We start from the raw sequence: 20,726 nt of genomic DNA, 5'->3' as shown, positions 1-20,726 counted from the left end.
CCAGTCTCGCGGTCGGGCATTGCTATCAGGCCGGCGTGGCCGCGGCCACGGGGTCCACGGCGGCGCCTTGCGGCTCCGTCACGGCTGCGGGCGGACGCGCCCCGCGTGCCGGACGCGCGGGGCGTTCCTGGCGCACGTTGCGCGCGGCACGCGCCGGACGTTCCTCCGGCTCGACCAGCGGTTGCGGAGCGAGCGCCAGGGCCGGTGCCAGCGCACCGTAGAGCGCGAGGTATTGCCGCGACGGGCTCTCCCAGCTGAAGTCGGTCTGCATGCCGACGCGCTGCAAGGTGCGCCAGTGGCGTGCCTTGCCGAGCCAGCCGAGCGCACGCGCAATCGCCGCGGCCATGTCTTCCGGCGTCTCGCCGTCGAAGATGAAGCCGTTGGCGCGTGCGGCCGGCGCTTCGTCGCCACCGGCATCGCGCACGGTATCGGCAAGGCCACCCACGCGCGAGACGATGGGCACGGTGCCGTAGCGCATGGCATAGACGGGGGTGAGGCCGAACGGCTCGAAGCGGCTGCCGTGCAGCAGTATGTCCGCGCCCGCGTGCAGCAGGTGGGCGTCTTCCTCGCGATAGCCGATCGACACGCCGACCCGCTGCGGATGACGGGCCGCCAGTTCCACGAAGGCAGCTTCCAGCGCGGGGTCGCCGCAGCCGAGCACGGCGAATTGCACATCGTCGTGCGCCGCCAGCGATTGCTCGATGGCGGCGAGCGCCACGTCGGCCATCTTCTGGTGGGTCAGGCGGCTGCCGAGCGCGATCACTGGCGCCGCGGCCCTGCTGCGGCAGGCCATAACGCGACTGCAGCGCGGCCTTGCAGGCGCGCTTGCCGGCCAGGCTGCGATGATCGTAGCGTTGCGGCAGCAGGCGGTCGGTGCCCGGGTGCCATGCCGACGTATCGACGCCGTTGGGAATCGCGCCGAGCACATTGGCACGGTGGTTGAGCAGGCCGTCCAGCCCGTGACCAAAATGCGGCGTGCGGATTTCGCGCGCGTAGGTATGGCTGACGGTGGTGACGCGATCGGCGTACCGGATGCCTGCCTTGAGAAAGTTGATCTTGCCCCAGAACTCGATGCCGTCCGGACCGAGGCAGTCGTCGTGCAGGCCCAGCACAGGCGCGACTTCCATCGGGAATACGCCCTGGAACGCCAGGTTGTGGATGGTGCAGACGGTCGGGACATGCAGGCCGCGCTGGCGCATCAGCAGCGGCGTCAGGCCGGCATGCCAGTCGTGTGCGTGCACGAGGCCCGGCACCGGCAGCGGCGTTTCGCCGGCGGCAATGGCCGCGGCCGCATGGGCCAGCGCGGCAAAGCGCTGGGCGTTGTCGCAGAAGTCGCGGCCGGTGGCATCCACGTAGAGCGACCCCGGGCGGTCGTACAGCGAAGGGCAATCCAGCAGGACGACGCGGGCGCCGCTGTCCGGCATCCGGCCTTCGAGCAGCCGGGCCGGGCTGTGCCCGGGCGGCAGCGACATCGGCAGGCGTACCGCGCCAAGACTGCGGACGTCGCGTGCCGCGGCGATGGCCCGCGGGTAGCCGGGCATGAGAATGGACACGTTGGCGCCGCGCTGATGTAGCGCGCCAGCCAGACCGCCAATGACATCTGCCAGACCGCCGGTCTTGGCAAGAGGCTGTGCTTCCGCCGCGACAAACAGGATGTTCGCGTTCAAGGTGAGGCTCCGGGTAGGACGAACGTGAGCGGACGTGAGGTGCGGCGGGGAGCCGTTGCACGAGCGCTCGTTCTTTGTTTTGGCATGGGGCGCCGGGACGACGCGCCGGATCACCAATGCGAACTCCGTGCCAGCTTGCGGCGCTGGCGTCATCCCGTTCCACCCCGCATGGCTGCGAGGCCCGGAGGCCGTCACCCGGCTGCCGGTGACGCCCGCGTGTACAAAGCTGCCGTAGCCATTGTAGAAACTACCGCGCGCGACGCGGTGGCGGAAAAAACCTCATCCACCGCAGCGCGTGCTGAATCCCCCGCTTCCAGCCTGCGACGCACCCTGCACCTGACCGCTCGACCGGTGCAGCAGGCAGACGGGCACCGGTTCCACATGCCAGATTCGCCCTGCGTACTCGCGGATGGCGCGATCCGAGGAGAACCGGCCGGAACGCGCGCACGACAGGATCGACATCCGCTGCCAGCGCGCCTGGTCGCCGTACGCGGCCGAGACGTCCTGCTGGCAATGCAGGTAGGAAGCAAAGTCCGCCAGCAGCATGTACGGATCGTGCTGAAGCAGGCCCTCGAACAACGGCCGGAACACCGCGGCATCGCCCTTGGAGAAGAAGCCGTGCTGGATCAGGTCGATGACCGCGCGCAATTCCGCGTCGCCGTCGTAGAACGTGGCCGGATGGTAGCCGGCTGCCTTGAGCGCGTAGACCTCCGCCGCGTTCAGGCCGAACGGGAAGAAGTTGTCCGCGCCGATGGCGTCGCGCAGCTCGATATTGGCGCCGTCCATGGTGCCGATAGTGATGGCGCCGTTCATCGCGAACTTCATGTTGCCGGTGCCGGAGGCCTCCTTGCCGGCCAGCGAGATCTGTTCCGACAGGTCCGCGGCCGGGTAGATCCGCTGGCCCGACGTCACATTGAAGTTGGGCAGGAACACTACCTTGAGCCGGTCGCGCACCTGCGGATCGCGGTTGACGACGTCGGCCACCGAGGTAATAAAGCGGATCATCAGCTTGGCGTAGTGGTAGCCCGGCGCGGCCTTGCCGCCGAAGAGAAAGGTACGCGGGGCGATTTGCGCGGCTGGATCGGACTTGATGCGGTGATAGAGCGCGATGATGTGGAGCACCGCCAGGTGCTGGCGCTTGTATTCGTGGATGCGCTTGACCATGACGTCGAACATCGAATCCGGGTCCACCACGATACCGGTGTGTTCGCGTACCAGGCGCGCCAGGTCCTGCTTGTTCTGGCGCCGGACCTCGTGCCAGCGGTCGCGAAAGCCGCTGTCCCCGGCAAGCGGCTCCAGCGCGCGCAGGCGTTCGAGGTCGCCGATCCACCCGTCGCCGATGGCTTCCGTCACCAGATGCGTCAGCCGCGGGTTCGACAATGCAATCCAGCGCCGCGGCGTCACGCCATTGGTGACGTTGGTGAATTTTTCGGGCCACATGGCATGGACGTCCTTGAGTACGTCCTCGCGCATGAGCCGCGAGTGCAGTTCCGCCACGCCGTTGATGGTATGGCTGCCGACACAGGCCAGATGGGCCATGCGCACCTGCCGGCCGCCCTGCTCGTTGATCAGTGAGAGCCGCGCCAGCCGCGACTCGTCGCCGTAGAAGCGGATGCGCACCTCGTCGAGGAAGCGCGCGTTGATCTCGTAGATGATTTCCAGATGACGCGGCAGGATGCGGCCGAACAGCTCCAGCGGCCATTGTTCGAGCGCTTCCGGCAGCAGCGTATGGTTGGTGTACGCGAATGCGTGCCGCGTGATGTGCCAGGCCTCCTCCCACGCGATATCGTGGTCGTCCACCAGCAGCCGCATGAGTTCGGCGATGCCGATGGCGGGATGGGTGTCGTTGAGCTGGACCGCGAACTTCTCGTGGAAGCGTGTCACCGCGATGCCATGCGCGGCCAGCAGCCGCATCATGTCCTGCAGCGAGCAGGCCACGAAGAAGTACTGCTGCTCGAGCCGCAACTCCTTGCCCTGCTGCGTCTCGTCGTTGGGATAGAGCACCTTGGTGAGGTTTTCCGAGGTCACCTTCTTGTTGACGGCGCCAAGATAGTCGCCGCGGTTGAAGGTATGGAAGTCGAACGCCTCGGTTGCCTCCGCGCGCCACAGGCGCAGGGTGTTCACGGTATTGACACGGTAGCCGAGGATGGGCGAGTCGAACGGCACGCCCACCACGGTCTTGGCCGGCACCCAGCGCACGCGGTAGTGGCCGCGGTCGTCCATATAGTGCTCGGTATGGCCGCCCAGGCGGACCTGCACCGCCCACTCGGAGCGCTGGATCTCCCACGGGTTGCCGTTGCGCAGCCAGGTGTCGGTACTCTCCACCTGCATGCCGTCGATGATGTTCTGGTGGAAGATGCCGTACTCGTAGCGAATGCCATAGCCCAGCGCGGGAATCTCGAGCGTGGCCAGGGAGTCCATGAAGCATGCCGCCAGGCGGCCCAGACCGCCATTGCCGAGGCCCGGCTCGACTTCCTGCGCGAGGATGTCGTCCAGATCGAGGTTGAGCGTGGCCATGGCGGCGCGTACGTCGTCGAAGATGCCGAGGTTGACGAGGTTATTGCCGAGGTGAGGCCCCATCAGGAATTCCGCAGAGAGGTAAGCGACCGTGCGCGAGGGCTGGTTCTGGTAGGCTTCTGCCGTGCTGATCCAGCGCTGCACCAGGCGGTCGCGCACGGTGTGGGCCAGCGCCTGGTAGAGGTCGTTGCCGCTGGCGTGCCCGGGCAGCTTGCCCTGCGTATAGAACACATGGTCGAGGAAGGCGCGCCGGATGGTGGCGCTCGACATGTCGATACGGGTGTCGTCCGGATGGTCGGCATGCGTCGACGATGCCGGCCGCAGCCTGCTGGGTTCGTTCATCTGTAGACTCCGGGTCGAGAGACATCGGCCTTTCATGCTAGGCAAAAGTGGCGGCAGGTGTGTCGCGTACCTGCCGCCGTCATTGGTATAAAACGTGCGAAAGAGGCATTGCGCACGTCCACCGCTATCTACCGCTATCCGCTGCTATCCACTGCTACCGCTGCCGGAGACACGTCATGGTGACCCATATTCCGCATGAGCCTGTCCGCCGTCCGGACCATCGCCCGGACCAGAGCCCCGACCACAACAAGGAGCGCGGCGACCAGCCGGCGCGCGACCAGCCCGACAAGCATCCGGTGCCGCCCTCCGCGCGCCATGGCGACCCTTGCCGCGCGTGCCTCGGGTAGCTTTTTCACGGACCTTGCGCCCTGCTGCGCAGGACGCGTAATTTCTGCAACGCGCGGTACCGCGGACCGACTATGCTGATACGGCAGGGCCGCGGGCAGCCGTGCTCATGGCATCCCGGAACAGCCGCGTCATTGCCATCGGAGAAGGACTTCATATGTGGGATCGGGCTACGCCAGCTCAGGGGCCGGCGCGCGAGGTAACCGCCGGGCCGGCCAGCGGCGGGGGCGGCCGCGATGCAACCGTCGCCGACGCATGGCTCGCCGCACTCCAGGATGTGGCGGTGTTCGAGCTGGACCACCGCGGCCGCATCCGGACCTGGACCGAGGCCGCGCGGCGGACGCTGTCGTACGAGGCCGGCGAAGTCGTCGGCCGCCATGTCGCCTGCCTGCATACCGCCGCCGCGGTTGGGGAGGGCGTCTCCGCACAGTGGCTGCGGGCGGCGCACGAGGATGGCCGCGCCGACATCAAGGGGTGGTGCGTGCGGCGCGACGGCAGCGTGTTCCTTGCCCATATGGTCGCCGTGGCGCATGGCGACGGTGTGGCGGTGGCGTGTCACGACATCACGGTCCGTTATGCGGCCGAGGAGCGTGCCGCGCAGGCGGAGGTGCGCCAGCGCCTGATGGCCGATATCTTGCACGACCACGCGATCTGCGAACTGAGCCTGGATGGCCAGATCCGCGACTGGAATGCCGGGGCCGAGGCGCTTACCGGGTTCAGCGCCGCCGACGCCGTCGGCCGGCCGCTGTGGGTGCTTTACCCCCATCCGCAGGCCGGTGGCGGCGAGCGGGCCGTGCTGGCCGCGCTCGACGAGGTGCGCGCGCACGGACGGTGGCGGGGCGAGGAACGGCTGCAGTGCAAGGACGGCCGGCTGGTGCGCTGCCATATCGAGCAGGTATTGATCCGCGATGCGGCCGCATGTCCGATCGGCATCCTGTGGACCGCTCGCAGCGGTAGCGCGGCGGCCCGGCTCGAGGAGCTCGAAAGTGCCGGGCGCCGCGTGCAGGCATTCCTGGCCATCCTCGCGCACGAGCTGCGCAACCCGCTGGCGCCGATCCGCAACGCGGTCGATGTGATCCGGCTCAGCGCGCCGGCCGACGACCGCATCCGCCATTGCGCCGACATCGTCGGACGGCAGGCGCAACTGCTGACGCGGCTGGTGTCGGACCTGATGGATGTGGGGCGTGTGACCACCGGCAAGCTCAAGATACAGCCGGTGCCGACCATGTTCAACGAGATCGTGAGCGCCAGCATCGAGGCGATGCGCCCGACGCTCGAAGCCGCCGGCCAACGGCTCGCCGTGACGCTGCCGCCCGACCCCGTGTTCGTCAACGCCGATGCAGGACGGCTGGGGCAGGTGCTGTCCAACCTGCTCAGCAACGCCGCCAAATACACCCCGCGCGGTGGCGCCATCACCGTTACGGTGAATACCGACGGCGGCAACGTCGTCACCATGGTCAGCGACAGCGGAGAGGGCATTGCCCCCGATGCGCTCGACCGCATCTTCCACCTGTTTGCGCAGGAGGGCGACGGCGATGGCCAGCGCGGCGGACTGGGCATCGGCCTGGCCCTGGCGCGCGCGGTGGTAGAGGCTCACGGCGGCGCCATTCAGGCTACCAGTCCCGGACTGGGGCGAGGCAGTACCTTCACCATGATCCTGCCGGAGGTCGAGATGGATGGAGAAGCCGTGGAACGCGCCCCGACGAAGGCGCTGCCCGTACGTCGGGTGCTGATCGTTGACGACAATGCCGATTCGGCCGATAGCATGGTCGAGCTGCTGGCCGTGCTCGGCCACGAGGCGCGTGCTGCGTACGGCGGTGCGCAGGCGCTGGCCATCGTGCGCGATTTTCCGCCCGACGTGGTGCTGCTCGATCTCGAAATGCCCGAGGTCGGTGGCTATGAGGTGCTTGCGGGCATGCGCGCGCAGGGGATAACCGCGCGCGTGCTGGCGCTGACGGGAAGGGGTACCGCGGACGACCGGCGTCGCGCGCTCGATGCGGGATTCGAGGATCATCTGGTAAAGCCCGTCACGGTCGAGATACTGTGTGCGGCGCTGGGCGCCAACGACGGGGCGGCGGGCACCGCGAGCCCCGCGGCAGATCCGGCCAGCGGGACGCGGCACTGCGCGCGCTAGCGCTCACGGGGTCCCCGTCCGCAATGCCGCCACGCGCGCCCTGACCGCCGCCGCTGCGAACAGCTCGCGCACATCGCCATCGATGCGCCGCTGCCAGTTTGGATGGCCGCTTACCGTGCCCGGCAGGTTCGGCTGCTCCTCGCTGCCAACGAGGTCTTCGATCGGCACCAGCCGCAAGGGCGTGCCGGTCTGTCCCAGCCACGCGAGGATGGCCTCGATCGGCGCCGCATCGGGTTCGGCACCGCTGGCGAGGCCCGCGGCGCAGAGCGCATGCCACAACGCGGCACGATCGGCGGCGCGCGCCGCCATGGCATCGGCCTCGGTCTCGTTGGCGCCAAGCTGTTCGAGGCGCGCGCGCCAGGCGATATCGCGCCCGCGCCACCAGCCGGCGATGGTCGGCAGATCGTGCGTGGTGGTGGTGGCGACCGCGTGCGGCGGCCATTGCGAGACCGGCAGGAATGCCGCCGTCTCCGGCTTGTCCAGCTTGTCGGGCGTGTCGTGCGTGCTGGGCGTGTCAAGCGTGTCAAGCGTGTCAGGCGTGTCAGGCGTGTCAGGCGTGTTGGGCCGGGCCTCCGCGCCAGTGTCCGCGTTGGCCCGCGCACCGGCACGCGCTGCCCCGTGGGCGGCGCCGGTATCGGAAGCCGTCTCGGCCCCGGCAGCCATCGTGTCGGCGATCCTGTCGCCCTCCTGGTCCGCTTTGCGATCCGCCGCGGCGGCCCGCTCGAACCACAGCACGTCGATACCGAGCACACCACGCGCGGCCAGCGCGTCGTTGAGCGAGGCCGGCACCGTGCCAAGGTTCTCGCCGATGACGATGGCGCGATGGCGCCACGACTCGAGCGCGACCAGACGCAGCAGATCGGTGAGGGGATAGGTCAGGTACGCGCCTTCACGCGCCGATGCGCCTTCCGGCACCAGCCACATGCGCGCCAGTCCGAGCACATGGTCGATGCGCAGCCCACCCGCATGCGCGAGGTTGGCGCGCAGCATCTCGATGAACGCCGCATAGCCATGGTGCCGCAGACCGCGCGGCGAAAAGACCGCCACGCCCCAGTCCTGCCCGAGCGGGTTATACACATCGGGCGGTGCCCCGGCATGAAAGCCGCGCAGGATCTCGGCCTGGCGCGTCCAGGCATGGCTGCCGCCGGGGTCCGTACCCACCGCGAGATCCGCGATCACGCCGATTGCCATGCCGGCCGCGCGCGCGCGTTGCTGCGCGGCTGCCATTCCCTGCGTCGCAAGCCATTGCAGGAAGGTGTGATAGTTGACTTCGGCCGCATGGGCCCGCGCGGCCGCCGCCACCGCCGGACTCGACGGGTCGCGCCACGCCTCGGGCCAGCGGCGCCAGTCGGTGGCCGCGGCACGCGCTGGCGCGGCGCCGTTGTCGCGGTTGTCACCCCATTTTTTGCTGCCATCGCCGCCCTGGTTGCCATCGGCCAGGCCTGCCAGCTGTGCCGCCTGCAACGCTTCGAAGCACGCATGCGCGTGCAGCGCATTGCCGCCGCGCGCGCGGAACGCCTGAAACTGCTGCACCGCCGCGGCGGGCAGCAGCGCCGTGTGGCGCTCCCACAGCCAGCGCAGCAACGCATAGCGGGCCACTGCCACCGTCGGCCAGTCGATCTCGCGCCGCGCTTCCGCCGCGAGCAAGGCATCGGTCAGGCGTAGCGCGGCACAGCCCTGGGCCACGGCGTCGGCGCCGAACACGGCAGTGGGATCGGCATAGAGCGGGTTCAGGAACAGCCGGCTCGACGGCGAATACGGACTGTAGCGCTCCGGCAATGCGGCAAAGCCCGCATGCAGCGGATTGATCGCGACCGCATCGGCCTGTTCGCGCGCGGCCGCTTCGCACAACTCGGCGAGCGCGGTCAGGTCGCCGAGCCCGGTCAACGCGCCGCGCCGCAGTCCGTAGAGCTGGACCGCCAGCCCCCATGGCCTGGCCGTCGGGCTCCCGGCCCGCCAGTGCGGCGCCTCGGCCAGCGCATCCGCCACGCCGTAGCAACGCGGCGGCGCTACCGCGATCGTGGTCCGCGTGTCACCCAGCGTCACGTGGTGGTAGCCGATGGTATCGATCGGCGCGAGCAGCAGCATGCCGGCATCGCGCCGCTGCGCCACGCCATCGGCCACGCGGCCATCTTCGTATTCGATCTGGTAGGGCCGTTGCGCGGGAGCATGCGGCCACGGGACCGGTACCGGTTTGCCCTGGTCGGCGGTGATCAGTGGCGGCAGCGCATGCGCGGCGTCGTCCGCCGCCAGCCATGCGCGCGATGCCTCGCACTGGTCCGCGGTGGCGCAGGGCAGCCCCATCGCGTCGAGCACCGTACGAATGGCGTCGGGCGACAGCGCCTGGGGCTGCCCCCAGGCGTCGTCCCATTGGGTCTGCAGCCCCGCATCGGTAGCCAATGCCTCCAGCGGCGCGCCCGATGTCGTCATGATGCGTCGTCCTCGTCTCTGGAAAGCTCAACGGCCAGCAGCACCGCGCCGTGGGCCGCCACGCGTTGCACCGGGCGGCCCTCTTCGGTGGCTGTCACGGCGCTTTCCTCGGCCTCCGGCTGCGTGCTGTCGAACAGCATGCGCCAGCGCTGGCCCGGTTCGGGCAGGCGGAAGGTCACGTCGTCATTGCCCGCGTTGAGGCACAGCAGGATGACCTGCACGCCACCGCCTTTCTCGCAATGGGTTGCACGCCGCAGGGCCAGCGTGCGGTCCTCCGGATTGGCCCATTGCTCGGGCGTCAGCTCGTTGCCGTCGGGCCCGAACCACGCGATATCGGCCACGCCCGGGGCGGGGCGCGAACGCCCGTGCACGAAGCGGTTCTCGGTCAGCGCCGGCAAGCGGCGGCGCAACGCCAGCAGGCGGCGCACGCACGCCAGCATCGGTGCGTTGGACGGGTCCGCGGCGTCATTCCAGTCGAGCCACGAGATCGGACCGTCCTGGCAGTACGCATTGTTGTTGCCGTGCTGGCTACGCTCCCACTCGTCGCCGGCGGTGATCATCGGCGTGCCCTGCGAGAGCAGCAGCGTGGTCATCAGCGCGCGTGCCACGCGACCGCGCGTGGCCAGGATGGCCGGATCGTCGGTCGGCCCTTCGACGCTGCCGTCCGGGCTCCAGTTGGCGCTGGCGTTGTCGTCGTTGCCGTCGCGGTTGTCCTCGCCATTGGCCTCGTTGTGCTTCTGGCTGTAGCTGACCAGATCCGCCAGCGTAAAGCCGTCGTGCGCGGTGATGAAGTTCACGCTCGCCCACGGCTTGCGATGGCGGCGGTCGAACAGGTCCGCCGAGCCGGTCAGGCGCGCCGCGAGCTCGCCGCGCTGGCCCGCATCGCCGCGCCAGAAGCGGCGTACGTTGTCGCGGAACTTATCGTTCCATTCGGCAAAGCCCGGCGGATGGTTGCCCACCTGGTAGCCGCCGGGGCCGAGGTCCCACGGTTCCGAGATCAGCTTCACGCGCGACAGCACGGGGTCCTGCAGGATCGCATCGAAGAAGCCCGAGCCGGGATCGAAGCCGGTGGCCTCGCGCCCGAGCGTGCTGCCGAGGTCGAAGCGGAAGCCGTCGATGTGATAGCACTGCACCCAGTAGCGCAGCGAATCGAGCACCATCTGCAGCACGCGCGGATGCGACAGGTTGAGCGTATTGCCGCAGCCGGTGTCGTTGATGTAATGGCGCTCGTCGCCGGGCATCAGGCGGTAGTAGCTGGCGTTGTCGAGGCCGCGCCACGAGAGCGTGGGCCCGAGTTCGTTGCCTTCGCAGGTGTGGTTGTAGACCACGTCGAGGATGACCTCTATGCCGGCCGCGTGCAGGCGCCGCACGGCGACCTTCACTTCGTTGAGCTGGTTCGACGACAGGTACTGCGGCTCGGGCGCAAAGAACGCCAGCGTGTTGTAGCCCCAGTAGTTGCGCAGGCCGCGCTCGATCAGGAAGCGATCCTGCAGGAACGCATGGACCGGCAGCAACTCGATGGACGTAATGCCGAGCGTGACCAGGTGATCGACAAAGCGCGGATCCGCCAGCGCCTGGAACGAGCCGCGCACGTGCGGCAGCAGGTCCTCGCGCTGCATCGAGATGCCGCGCACATGGGCCTCGTAGACGGTGGTCTGCGGCCATGGCACCGCGGGCGGCCGATCGTCGCCCCAGTGGAAGCTCTCGTCGATCACCACGCCCTTCGGCATCATGGGCGCACTGTCGCGACGGTCGGGCGTGAGGTCGGCGCGCGGGCTGTTGAGACGATAGCCGAACAGCGCGTCGGACCAGCGCACCGGGCCGCTGAGCTGGCGCGCGTAAGGGTCGAGCAGCAGCTTGTGCGGGTTGAAGCGATGGCCATGCGCCGGCTCGTAAGGGCCGAAGGCACGATAGCCGTACATCGTGCCGACCTGCGCATGCGGCAGGTAGCCATGCCAGATCTCGTCCGTGCATTCCGGCAGCGGCAGGCGCTGGATTTCGCGGCGTCCGTTGGCGGAGAACAGGCACAGGTCGATACGGCTCGCATTGGCGGAGAAGACCGCGAAGTTGACACCCAGTCCGTCCCAGCTTGCGCCGAGGGGATACGGCTTGCCGGGCTGCAAGCGGTCAATGGGGGCGCTCGCCATGTAGAAGGCTCCTTCCTGTCGTGTTGTGGTTATGATCGCGTCGCGGCACGCGCCGCGACGGTGCCGATATCGATGCAGCGTTGTGAGGCAGAGGCATGAACCGGAGCGGCATCAACCGAGATACCTGAGGACCAGCGTGGCGAGTGGCGGCAGCGTCAGCGTCAGCGAGGCAGGATGGCCATGCGACGGCGTGTCGCCGGCCTCCACGCGTCCGCCGTTGCCGACATTGCTGCCGCCATAGCAGGCGGCATCCGTATTCAGGCATTCCTCCCATGCCCCGGCATATGGCACGCCAAGGCGGTACCCTGCGCGCGGCACCGGGGTCATGTTGACCACCACCAGCGCCACCTCGCGTCCCCCCGGGGCCGCGCGGCGCAGGAATGCGAAGACGCTGTTCTGGTGATCGTCGCCCACCACCCACTGGAAGCCATCGGGGCGATGGTCCATCGCATGCAAGGCTGGCAGCTCGCGATAGAGCCGGTTGAGGTCGCGTACCAGAGAATGCACGCCGCGGTGCGCGGGCTGGTCCAGCAGGGACCAGTCGAGCTCGTCGTCGTGGTTCCACTCGCGCCATTGCGCGAACTCGCCCCCCATGAACAGCAGCTTCTTGCCGGGATGGGTCCACATGAAACCGTAGTACGCACGCAGGTTGGCCAGCCTCTGCCAGTCGTCGCCGGGCATCTTGCCGATCATCGAACCCTTGCCATGCACCACCTCGTCATGCGAGAGCGGCAGCACGAAGGCTTCGGACCATGCGTACACCATGCCGAAGGTCATGTCCGAGTGGTGCCAGGGCCGGTGGACCGGCTCATGGCTCATGTACCGCAGCGTGTCGTGCATCCAGCCCATATTCCATTTGAAGCTGAAGCCGAGCCCGCCCGCCTCCACGCTTGCGGTCACGCCGGGCCATGCGGTGGACTCCTCGGCAATGGTCAGCGCGCCGGGGCAACGCTCGCGCACGAGCGTGTTCAGTTCGCGCAGGAACGCCACGGCTTCGAGGTTCTCGCGCCCGCCATAGCGGTTGGGCACCCACTGGCCCGCTTCGCGGCTGTAATCGCGATAGAGCATCGAGGCCACCGCGTCCACGCGCAGCGCATCCGCGTGGAAGTGTTCGAGCCAGTGCAGCGCGCCCGCCAGCAGGAACCCGCGTACCTCGTTGCGGCCGAGGTTGTAGATCAGCGTATTCCAGTCCTGGTGGAAGCCCTCGCGCGGATCCTCGTGCTCGTAGAGCGCGGTGCCGTCGAAGCGGGCCAGCCCGTGCGGATCGGTCGGAAAGTGGGCCGGCACCCAGTCGAGGATCACGCCGATACCGGCCTGATGGCAGCGGTCGATGAACGCGGCGAACTGTTCGGGCCGCCCGAGTCGCGCGGTGGGCGCAAACAGCGACAGCGGCTGATAGCCCCAGGAGCCGCCGAACGGATGCTCGGTGATGGGCAGCAGCTCGATATGCGTAAAACCGAGGTCGCGGAGATAGGGCACCAGCCGTTCGGCCAGGATTTCCCAGCCGCGCTCGGTGTCGTCGGCGGCGCGCTGCCACGAAGTGGCATGCAGCTCGTAGACCGACATCGGCGTGGTATATGGATTGGCCGCGGCGCGCTGCCGCATCCATTCGGCATCGTTCCACGCAAAGGGCGGCGCCCCGCCACCCGCGCAGGCCACCACCGACGCCGTGGCCGGGGGCGCCTCGGTGGCGAGGGCGAGCGGATCGGCCTTGTCGGGCAGCGCCATGCCGTCGGCGCCAATCAGGTCGAACTTGTAGCGCGCACCGGCACCTGCGCCCAGCGCGCCCGGGATAAACAGTTCCCAGATGCCGGAGCCATGGCGTAGCCGCATCGGATGACGGGCCGGGTTCCAGCCATTGAAGTCGGCGATGACGGAGACACGCTGGGCATTCGGCGCCCATACCGCAAAGCGCACGCCGACCTCGCCCTCGACCGTCATGCATTGCGCGCCCAGGCAGCTGCCCAGTTCGAGATGGCGGCCCTCGCCGATCAGGTGCAGGTCGAGTTCACCGAGCAGCAGGCCGAACGCATAGGGGTCGGGACTGTCCTGCTCGCTGCCATCGGGCCAGCGGACGCGCAGGCGGTAATCGCGCGAAACCGGCTGCCCGTTGGCAAAGCCCGGCAGGCGGCCGGCGAACACCCCGTCGGCGTGCAGCCGTGTCATGTCGGCGACCGGGGTGCCGTCGGCGTCGGTCAGTTGCACGTGTTCGGCACCGGGCAGCAGCGCCCGTACGACCACGCCATGCTCGTCGCGATGCGGTCCCAGCACGCCGAACGGATCGGCCAGGCGGCCGGCCAGCAACGACTGGATGACCGGGTCGGGCAGCGTCACCGGCGCGGTCCTGGCCGCGGGTGCAATGGAAGTGTCGGTGTCAGGGCTGGCCATCGGCGGCTCCGGTACCCAGCAGTTTGCGTACGAGGCGCGCGAGCCCGCTCGCCGGCAGGTCGATCCACGCGACGCGGTTGGCGGCTTCATAGCCGACCTCGTACGCGGCGCGCTCCAGCAGGAAGAGATCGAGCAGCGGCTGCAACTGTGCCGCCTCTACCCAGGTGCGCGCGGCGTTCTGCATGGTCTGCTGGTAGCAATTGAGAAAGGCGCCGCCGGCCGCTTCGCGGAAGCGATCGAGCAGCGCACTGCGGCGTTCGGCCAGCGTGGGCGGCAAGGTCGCGTGGGTGCGTTCCTGGCGGTCCGTGCCGACCGTGGCGGCGGCGTAGTCGAGCGAGCGCAGCAGGCCCGCCACGTCGCGCAGCGGCGAGGTCTTGCGGCGACGGAACGCCAGCGGCTGGCGCGGCTCGCCCTCGAAGTCGACGATATAGGTGTCGTTCTGCGCGATCAGCACCTGGCCCAGGTGGAAGTCGCCATGGATACGTGTCTGCAGGCTGCCCGGCGCGGCCGCGGCGAGCCGCGCCACCAGCCGGGGCAACTGCTCCCGCGCGGCGAGCAACGTTTCGATATCCTCGGCGAAGGCGCCGCGCGCGTCGGCGCGCCGCGCCGCGAGCAGGGTCATGGCCTCTTCGAGCGAGGCCAGCGCGCGGCTCGCCCAGTCCTCGGCCTCGGCCTCGCCCGCCTGCGTGGGGGTGAAGGCCTCGTCCCCGGAAGGTTGCGCCAGCACCGCGTGCAGCTCGGCGAGGCGGCGGCCCAGCGTGCCGACCATGGTGGCGTAGCCCTTGAGCGCTTCGTCGAATTCTTCGGGGCTGCCGTCGGCCGGCAACGCGTCGTCGATCGACCGGCCGAGGTAATCGAGCGTCCAGTCCCAGCCGTCGCCCTGGTTGAGGATATAGCCCTGCAGCAGCATCAGCGTATGCGGCGTGCCATTGGTGCCGGTACGCACCACTTCGCCCAGCAGCGGGGCCGAATGCGCATAGCCATGGCTGGTCAGGTAGCGCGTCATCTCGGCTTCCGGGTGGATGCCGCCGGCGATGCGCCGGACCATCTTGAGCACGGCGGCATTGCCATAGGCGAGCGAACTGTTGGACTGCTCGGCCGACATCCACTGCACCGGTTCCTCTTCGAGCGGCACCGACGACAGGCCCGGCTCGGGCAGGAAGCGGATCACGCCATGCGTGGTTTCGGCCTCGGTCGAGGCGCGCAGCGCGGCCACGACCTGACGCGCAAACGGTTCGATGACAAAGCCATCCGTCACGATGCCGACGCGCGCGCCCCGGCGCACGCGCGCCATCGACAGGCCATGTGCCAGCTGCGACAGGCCGTCCTGGCTCTCGCGGTCCCACATCAGTGCGACGGGCAACTGGTAGCATTCGACACGGCCGGGCAGCGTCACTTCCACCTCGCAGTGGAAGACCTCCTCGTTGGCAAGGGTCTTGACGAAGGGCAAGGCATACGCAACGTTCACGCGCTCGATGCGCTCGCCCTTCGAGGCGAACCAGCGGCGCCGCGCGATGTAGTGCGGCAGCACTTCATTGGTCAGCGCGCGGCGCGCCGATTCGGTCAGCTCCGAACGGCCGGCCACGTTCTGCACGACAAGGGTGATCTGATCGGTCATCTGTTCGGGCGCGTCGACGTGCCACGAAGGCGGCTGCGCGTCCTCGCTCAGCACAAACCAGTAGAAGCCATATGGCGGCAGCGTCAGCAGATACGTAAGCTGCCCGATGGCGGGGAACGGCGTGGCGCCCAGCATCTCCACCGGCACGCGGCCGGCAAACGCGGACAGGTCGAGCTCCACCGCCTGCGGCGCGCGCGACAGGTTGGCCACGCACAGGATGTGCTCGTTGTCGTATTCGCGCAGGTACGCCAGGATCTTGCGGTTGCCCGGGAACAGGAAGCGCAGCGTGCCGCGGCCGAACGCGCGATGCTGGCGCCGCAGCGCGAGCATGCGGCGCATCCAGTTGAGCAGCGAGTGCGGATCGCGGTTCTGCGCTTCCACGTTGACGGCTTCATAGCCGTAAAGCGGACCTTGCAGCGGTGGCAGCACCAGCCGCTCAGGATCGGCGTGCGAGAAGCCGCCGTTGCGGTCGGGCGACCACTGCATCGGGGTGCGCACGCCGTCGCGATCGCCCAGGTGGATGTTGTCTCCCATGCCGATCTCGTCGCCGTAATAGATCACCGGCGTGCCCGGCATCGAGAACAGCAGGCTGTTCATCAGCTCGATGCGGCGGCGGTCGCGTTCCATCAGCGGCGCCAGGCGGCGGCGGATGCCAAGGTTGATGCGTGCGCGGCGGTCCGAGGCATAGACCTCCCACAGGTAGTCGCGTTCGCTGCTGGTGACCATCTCGAGCGTCAGCTCGTCATGGTTGCGCAGGAAGATCGCCCACTGGCAATTGGGCGGCACCTCCGGCGTCTGCCGCATGATGTCCGTGATCGGGAAGCGGTCCTCGCGCGCGATCGCCATATACATGCGCGGCATCAGCGGAAAGTGGAACGCCATGTGGCACTCGTCGCCGGCAATGCCGTCGGGACTGGCGGCACCGGTGGTGTCGGCGGTCGCGCCGCCGCTCATGCCGCCAAAGTACTGCTGCGCATCCTCGGGCCACATATTGGCCTCGGCCAGCAGCAGACGCCCCGTGTAGTGCTCGTCGAGATGGCGCCGGATCTGGCGGATGACCGCATGCGTCTCCGCCAGGTTTTCGTTGCTGGTGCCCTCGCGCTCCACGAGGTACGGCACCGCGTCCAGGCGCAGACCGTCCACGCCGATATCGAGCCAGAAGCGCATGACCGACAGCACTTCGTTGAGCACCTGCGGATTGTCGAAATTCAGGTCCGGCTGGTGCGAATAGAAGCGGTGCCAGAAATACGCACCGGCTTCGGCATCCCAGCTCCAGTTGGACTTTTCCGTATCGCAGAAGATGATGCGGGTGCCGGCATAGGCCTGGTCGTGGTCCGACCACACGTAGTAGTTGCGCGCCGCGGAACCCGGCTTGGCCTTGCGCGCACGCTGGAACCACGGATGCTGGTCCGAGGTGTGGTTGATGACGAGTTCGGTGATCACGCGCAGGCCGCGCGCATGCGCGGCGGTGATAAAGCGGCGCGCCTCGGCGAGCGTACCGTAGTCCGGATGCACATTGCGATAGTCGGCGATGTCGTAGCCATCGTCGCGGCGCGGCGACGGGTAGAACGGCAGTAGCCAGATGGTGTCGACGCCAAGGTTGACGAGGTAGTCGAGCTTGGCGAGCAGGCCGGCGAAATCGCCGACGCCATCGCCGTTGGCATCGTAGAAGGACTTGATATGCAGTTGGTAGACGACCGCATCCTTGTACCAGAGCGGGTCGGCGTTGAGCAGGGCGGCGTTGGCGCGGTCGGTAAGACGCTTCATGCCGTGTCTCCTGGCAAAGGTTGGGGCCTGACGTGCCAGAGCGAGAACGGCAGCTCGTATGGATTCAGGCGGATATGCTGTTGTTTGCCGCGCCATGTAAAGCGGTGGCCGAACATCTGGTCTTCCACCAGCAGCGATGCATGGTCGGGCAGGCCCCACTCCCATAGCGGCAGCTCGATGTCGGCCTCGCGCGGCTGGCGCGGGTCCAGGCTGATGGCGGCCAGCAGCACGTCGTCGCCAAAGGCGCCGGTGTGCTCGGCGCCGCTCGGCACGAAGCGCGCGAAATAAAGCACCGCGTCGTCGCTGGCGTGATAGAAGCGCAGACCCAGATGGCTCTGCAATGCGGGGTGATTGGCGCGGATCTGGTTCAGGCGCGAGATCTCCGCGACGATATTGCCGGGCTGGCGCCAGTCCCGCACGCGCAGTTGGTACTTCTCGGAATCGAGATACTCCTCGCGGGTCACGCCGTTGAGTACGAGCGGCTCGCTCTCGCAGACCTCGAAGCCGCTGTACATGCCCCACAGGCCGGATAGCAGGGCCGCCAGCGCGGCGCGGATCAGGAAAGCGGGCCGGCCGCCCTCATGCAGGAAGTACGGATTGATATCGGGCGTATTGACGAAGAAATGCGGGCGATAGTATTCGCGCTGCGGCCCGCGTGTGAGCTCCGTCATGTACTCGATCAGCTCGGCCTTGGTGTTGCGCCAGGTGAAGTAGGTATAGGACTGCGCAAAGCCCAGCTTGGCGAGGCGCGCCATCATCTTCGGGCGCGTGAAGGCCTCGGCCAGGAACAGCGTGTCGGGGTAGCGTGCGCGCACGTCCGCGATCATCCACTCCCAGAACGGCAGCGGCTTGGTGTGCGGGTTGTCGACGCGGAAAATACGTACGCCCTGTTCGGCCCAGAACATCACCACGTCCCGCAGCGCCTGCCAGAGCTGTTCGCCAGCCGGCGGCGTGGCGTAGAAATCGACGTTGACGATGTCCTCGTACTTCTTGGGCGGATTCTCGGCGTAGCGCAGCGTGCCGTCGGGGCGGTGCGAGAACCATTCGGGATGCTCGCGCAGCCAGGGATGATCGAGCGAGCACTGGATGGCAAAATCGAGCGCGAGCTCGATGCCCATGCCGGCCGCCGCGCGCCGCAGGCGCTGGAAGTCCTCCAGCGTGCCAAGCTCCGGGTGAATGGCATCGTGGCCGCCGGCCTCGCCGCCGATGGCATAGGGGCTGCCGACGTCGTCGGGTTCCGCCTTGAGGCTGTTGTTCTTGCCCTTGCGGTGCTTGACGCCGATCGGGTGGATCGGCGGAAAGTACAGCACGTCGAAGCCCATCGCGCGGATCTCGGGCAGGCGCCGGATGACGTCGGCAAACGTGCCATGGCGCCGCTCGTCGCCGCTCTCGGAGCGCGGGAACAGTTCGTACCAGCTCGCGAAGCGCCCGGCCAGGCGATCGGCCTCGACCGGCAGCGTGGCGGGAAAGCGGCTGGCGAACGGACGACCCGACGGGTATTGCATCGAGGCGCGCATGGTCTGTTCCGCACGCGGCGACAGCAGGATCTCCAGCCGCAACGCATCGTCGCCGCGCGCCGCTTCCAGATCGGCCACCAGCGCGGCCGCCTCCTCGATCTTGTCGCCGTCCGGACCGGTAAGCGTTGCCGCCACCAGGCGCGCGCCTTCCTCGATCTCCAGCGTGATATCGACGCCCGCCTTGCGCTTCTTGCCGACTTCGTCGAGCCAGCTGCCGAAGCTGTCCTTCCACGCTTCCACGGTGTACTCGTGGCGGCCCATGGCGACCATCGGAAAGCTGCCGCGCCAGCGGTCGTTGACGATATGGACCATGGGCGACGCCTGCCAGGTGTTCTCGCCCGGCGCGCGCCACAGTACCGCCGCCGCCAGCTTGTCGTGGCCATCCATCCAGATGTCGGCGCACACCTCGACACGCTCGCCCACCACGCGCCGCACGGCAAAGCGGCCGGCGTCGCAGCTCGGCGTGAGGTTTTCGATGGCCACGCGCGGGGCCTGCAGCGCGGCGGCCAGCTCGCGCTCGGCGCGGCGGGCGGTGCTGCCATTGCGGCGCGGCTTGGCTTCCACCGGTGCCGGCACGGCCTGGTACAGGCGGATATCGGCAGGCGCGAGCGTGATGGCGCAGCACGGGTCGAGCGTGGCCTGCGGCTCCAGCGCGCTGCCCGGGCCGCCCGCGCTGGGTCGCAGGCTGGCGGCGGGTTGCGGCAATGCCTGCAGCACGCGGTCGGCCCCGAACGACGCCGGATGCAGCGCGCACGGGTTCAGCACGATCGTGAGGGCCGGCTCCGGCGGCGCACCGTTGGCCAGGTGGGCCGGCACGCGCGCGAGTACCGTCAGCGGCGCATCGGGGCCGCTCAGCTGGCGCACCGCCACCGCCGGCGTGTCGGGACGCGCCGCGAGCCATGCGTTGACTTCCATGAGCTCGTGCGTCAGGTCGAACGGGGCATCGTGGATCGTGGCGGTGCCTTCGCGCGAGGCGGTCCGGTCCGCCATGGCATCGCCGGCCGGGTGCCCTGCGCGAGCGTCTCCATGCGGGTCGCCATGCGGGCCGCTCGCCAGGCCGCCGGTTTCATAGCCGGCCGGGACCAGCAGACCGTCGCCGATGGCAGCCGCGGTCCACAGTGCGCGGCGCGCGGCCAGTACGTCGACGCCGTCGGGGCGCAGCGCCGGCGCCGCCAGCACCCGGCCAAAGCGGCGCAGGCGAGCCATTTCCTCGGTCAGCCACGCACTGCGGTAATCCCACCACGGCAGCGACGAGAACGCGCCGTCGAACGGGGCGCGGCCGAGATCGTCGAGTTGCTGCGGCGTGGCCCCGGCGGTCCAGGCCAGAAACACGCCAGGGGCGGCGCCGTTGCGCCTGACCGTGCCCAGCAGCTCGGCCCAGGCGTCGCCGGACACGCGCGTCGGCGCGCGGCAGCAGAAGCCGTGCACGCCGCTGTCGAGCGCGGCGCGGATCTGCGCCGACCACCATGCGATCAGGGCCGCGGCGACGGCCGGATCGTGCCAGCGCAGCCGCACGCCCGCGAGGTGGCTGTCGGTGGCATCGGGGCTGCCGGCAGGGCGTGCATGGTCGACCCAACCGTCGTGCATGGCGGCGGCGTCGTGCGGAAACCGGTCCAGCGCGAGATCGAGCAGCAGGCCAAGACCCTGGCGGCGGCACGCGGCCGCGGTGGCGGAGAGGGTATCGAGGCGGGCATCGGTGCGCGGGTGTGGGATCGACCAGCCGGCCAGCAGCACATGGTCGAATCCCAGTGATGCGGCGCGCGACAGCGAGGCGTCGTCGAGCGTCCGCGCGTCGCTCATGTTGAGTTGGCAGATGCGCACGTGAACTGTCCTTGGGACTTCGAGATTTGCGAG

At 68.7% G+C, this 20,726-nt stretch carries 8 protein-coding genes and 1 pseudogene; 2 read left to right on the top strand and 7 right to left on the bottom strand.

The features are described 5' to 3' along the window. Positions 1–25 precede the first annotated feature (25 nt). Together glgA and DFLDMN_RS27740 are read right to left on the bottom strand one after the other, a co-directional pair. Positions 26–1,667: pseudogene (glgA, locus tag DFLDMN_RS27745) on the bottom strand (glycogen synthase GlgA). A 279-nt stretch (positions 1,668–1,946) separates the two neighbouring features. Continuing rightward, on the bottom strand, positions 1,947–4,526 hold the full coding sequence (locus DFLDMN_RS27740) for a glycogen/starch/alpha-glucan phosphorylase (RefSeq protein WP_423198952.1): 2,580 nt from the start codon (positions 4,524–4,526) through the stop codon (positions 1,947–1,949). Positions 4,527–4,702: 176 nt separating this feature from the next. On the opposite strand from DFLDMN_RS27740, the gene DFLDMN_RS27735 reads away from it, so the two are divergent. Both DFLDMN_RS27735 and DFLDMN_RS27730 read left to right on the top strand, forming a co-directional pair. Then, positions 4,703–4,873: a hypothetical protein gene (locus DFLDMN_RS27735; RefSeq protein ID WP_423198951.1), complete on the top strand. Its 171-nt coding sequence runs from the start codon at positions 4,703–4,705 to the stop codon at positions 4,871–4,873. A 155-nt stretch (positions 4,874–5,028) separates the two neighbouring features. Then, entirely contained in the window at positions 5,029–7,005 is a 1,977-nt protein-coding gene (locus tag DFLDMN_RS27730) for a PAS domain-containing hybrid sensor histidine kinase/response regulator (protein WP_423198950.1), read from the top strand. A 3-nt stretch (positions 7,006–7,008) separates the two neighbouring features. On the opposite strand, the gene malQ is transcribed toward DFLDMN_RS27730, so the two are convergent. The 5 genes from malQ to DFLDMN_RS27705 all read right to left on the bottom strand — a co-directional run bounded on the left by malQ (position 7,009) and on the right by DFLDMN_RS27705 (position 20,693). Beyond that, the gene (malQ, locus tag DFLDMN_RS27725) at positions 7,009–9,435 is read right to left on the bottom strand and encodes a 4-alpha-glucanotransferase (RefSeq protein ID WP_423198949.1); all 2,427 of its coding nucleotides are present in this window, start codon (positions 9,433–9,435) and stop codon (positions 7,009–7,011) included. Further along, a complete protein-coding gene (glgX, locus tag DFLDMN_RS27720) occupies positions 9,432–11,582 on the bottom strand; it encodes a glycogen debranching protein GlgX (RefSeq protein ID WP_423198948.1) in 2,151 nt (716 codons plus the stop codon). Before glgX ends, malQ begins: the two co-directional genes overlap by 4 nt. A 111-nt stretch (positions 11,583–11,693) precedes the next feature. Beyond that, entirely contained in the window at positions 11,694–13,970 is a 2,277-nt protein-coding gene (gene glgB / locus DFLDMN_RS27715; protein WP_423198947.1) for a 1,4-alpha-glucan branching protein GlgB, read from the bottom strand. Continuing rightward, entirely contained in the window at positions 13,957–17,355 is a 3,399-nt protein-coding gene (treS, locus tag DFLDMN_RS27710; protein ID WP_423198946.1) for a maltose alpha-D-glucosyltransferase, read from the bottom strand. The genes glgB and treS overlap by 14 nt, the downstream gene beginning before the upstream one ends. Then, positions 17,352–20,693, bottom strand: a complete 3,342-nt coding sequence (locus DFLDMN_RS27705) for a maltotransferase domain-containing protein (protein WP_423198945.1) — start codon at positions 20,691–20,693, stop codon at positions 17,352–17,354. Before DFLDMN_RS27705 ends, treS begins: the two co-directional genes overlap by 4 nt. Positions 20,694–20,726: the final 33 nt, after the last annotated feature.

This window comes from Cupriavidus sp. H19C3 (assembly GCF_049393815.1).
Classification (GTDB): domain Bacteria; phylum Pseudomonadota; class Gammaproteobacteria; order Burkholderiales; family Burkholderiaceae; genus Cupriavidus.
The sequence above is the reverse complement of the archived record's forward strand: the minus strand, read 5'-3'. Positions and strand labels throughout refer to the sequence as shown.